A 2702-nucleotide genomic window follows, 5' to 3' on the forward strand; every position below is an offset into this window, starting at 1 on the left:
AAACTTGCGAAATGTTCTACGGACACAGCACTACGAGACATTCAGGTTTTGAAGGCTCGGGATATTTTAATACAGAACCTCGGTAGGGGCCGTAGTACGAGCTACCGCTTGCCCGCCCCCAAAGAAGATATCTAAATAGTGTTGGAGGGCCTGACTTTGATTACCAACCCACCATCCCAGTGTCATTCCTCTCCGCCAACCGGCGGCTCGGAATGACAGTTATTTTTTCCACCAACCCTACCTTTGCGAAAGTTCTTGTGGTGAGCTTGCCGAACCATACTTCCGCAAAGGTTTTTATGTACCACTAACCAAATCTTCTACTTTTTTCCTCACCTTGGAATAATCCGGGATCCAGAGGAAGGATTATCCTAAAGGAAGAGGCGATTTTTCTGTATAACCCTTTGGGGTAATATTTTTTGTTCAAGAAAGAATCTTGGGGAGTTAAAAATCGACCCGTTGGATAATTCTTTTTCCTCGGATTATTCCGTAGCGAAAGCTTCTTTTGATACTTTTCTTACGTTAAGAAAAGTATATACCCCTAAGGATTATATTGTACCTCGATCACTCCAGTCATTCCGAGTGAGTCCTATCGGGACGACGAGGAATCTAGATTCGAAGAGCAAGCTCACCTGATGAAGATTCCTCACACTTCGGTTCGGAATGACAGACGTTATTTTTTGACTCACCCTAACCCCTCTCTTAAAAGAGAGGGGCGAAAACCACCTTTCATTTGTTTAGGTACATTTCGGGGTGAGTAATAATAACCCCACTCCAGTCATTCCGAGCGATCCGCCGGCTGGCGGAGCCAGAGGAATCTAAATTGGAAAAGCAAGGTCCTTTGATGAAGAGCCACCATCCAACGAATCATTTCCCAAACAAACTATTCTATAACACATGAATACTTTCCGCCTGGTTACTTATATGTGACCCACATCACATTAATAATATTATTTAACGATTATAGGTTTTATAGGTCTTAATTTAAATCATTCAATAAAAGGGAAAATAATAAGACTAAACAATATCATTATGAAGTTGCCACACACCATCCCCCCCCCCAGAAAAAATATTCTGTTTTAATCTTGAATGTTTCGGTCTTTAATTATTCTCGAATAATGCAGGGAATTTCCGCATGAAACGATATAATCTCTTTTTTCGGCCTACTTATTTGGCAATGGATGTCTTTCTTTTATTGGGCACATTTTCGGTTGCGTATTGGTATGTTTTTTCATCGTTATTTCCATTGGATTATTCTTCCAATCTGGTCATTTTTGCAGTAATCGTATGGGTGATAATCGCTTTTGTATTTGATCTAAACGATCCCCGCCATGATGAATCTACAGATTACCGCCTTATCAAATTTCTAGGTGGCCAGTTGCTCTTTGCTCTTGCAGTTTCTTTATTTATTCTTTTTAGTAAACAGGATATTTCACTGATCTTTTTCGGCACATTTTTAATAGCTGAGTTCTTCATTTTAGGTCTTAACCGTGTGTTGTGGCTCGCGGTGTCCCGCAATATGCGATTGGCAGGGTATAATCAGCGAAATGTGTTTTTGTATGGTTCTGCTATTGAATATGATCTTCTAAAAAAGTGGACTCAAAGCAATAAAAGGTTTGGCTATCATTTAAATGGCTGGTTTCATCGGCAGGATAAAAATTTAGATATTGAAAACCTATCAAATGAATTTGAAACTATTTCCGGGAATGGGTCCGTCGATCATTTTGTATGTGATCCCACCCAACTTGATCGGGAAACACTGGAAACCGCTATAGATTGGGCAGAGGATAGAGGTGCACGTATTCACCTGATTGAACCGCGAACTGAAGATATCTCATTACGTCTGAGCCCTCGCGATCGGTTTGGCCCTTTTGCTGCCGTACGTCTTCGCCCGGAACCGCTAACGAACCCATATAGTCGCATAGTAAAACGAGTATTTGATGTATTGCTTTCGACAATCATTTTATCTTTATTTTACTGGTGGTTTTATGTTGTAGTCGGAATTTTGATCAAACTAACAAGTCGCGGTCCTGTTATTATTAAACAAAAACGCATTGGCATTGATGGTATCGAATTTTTTTGCCTCAAGTTTCGCACGATGTTTTCAGATAAATCTGCTGAAATAGGTTATAGCCATCTTACAGAAAAAGATGATTCTAGAATCACGTATATCGGAAGGTTACTCCGAAAGTCAAACCTCGATGAATTGCCCCAGTTTATTAATGTTTTTGTAGGAGAAATGAGCGTTGTGGGGCCCCGTCCCCATATGGTGAGTGAAGAAAGGAAAATTGTTGATAAAATTAAAAAATATAGAATACGAAGATTTGTAAAACCTGGTATCACTGGTTGGGCAGCTATTCATTCATTTCGAGGCGGTACAGAAAATATGGGATTAATGCAAAAGCGTGTTGATTATGACTTAGACTATATTGGCAACTGGACTTTATGGAAGGATATAAAAATTTCTGCCATCACATTCTGGCAAATGCTGACATTGAATACCGGAGCCATATAGTACTTTTTTCTTTCATCCATCATCCCAGTCATAATTTGACTAACCCCAACCCAGTCATTCCGAGCGAGTCCCATCGAGGCGACGAGGAATCTAAATTAGCAGGGCAAGGTCCTTTGATGAAGAACCACCATCCGCCGGTTCGGAATGACAGTTATTTTTTAACGCCACTCCATCTTGCCTCTATAAAATC

The 2702-nt window shown here is 40.3% G+C and carries 1 protein-coding gene; it reads left to right on the top strand.

What is annotated here, in order from left to right; translation table 11 throughout:
* Positions 1-1132 precede the first annotated feature (1132 nt).
* Positions 1133-2512: an exopolysaccharide biosynthesis polyprenyl glycosylphosphotransferase gene (locus HOD97_02845; protein MBT4280551.1), complete on the top strand. Its 1380-nt coding sequence runs from the start codon at positions 1133-1135 to the stop codon at positions 2510-2512.
* Positions 2513-2702: the final 190 nt, after the last annotated feature.

Source organism: Candidatus Neomarinimicrobiota bacterium (assembly GCA_018651745.1).
Taxonomy (GTDB): Bacteria; Fidelibacterota; Marinisomatia; order Marinisomatales; family TCS55; genus JAAZYX01.

Excerpts from the sequence above, each read along its gene's own strand:
- HOD97_02845 (MBT4280551.1), top strand. The coding sequence starts at position 1,133 with ATGAAACGATATAATCTCTTTTTTCGGCCTACTTATTTGGCAATGGAT.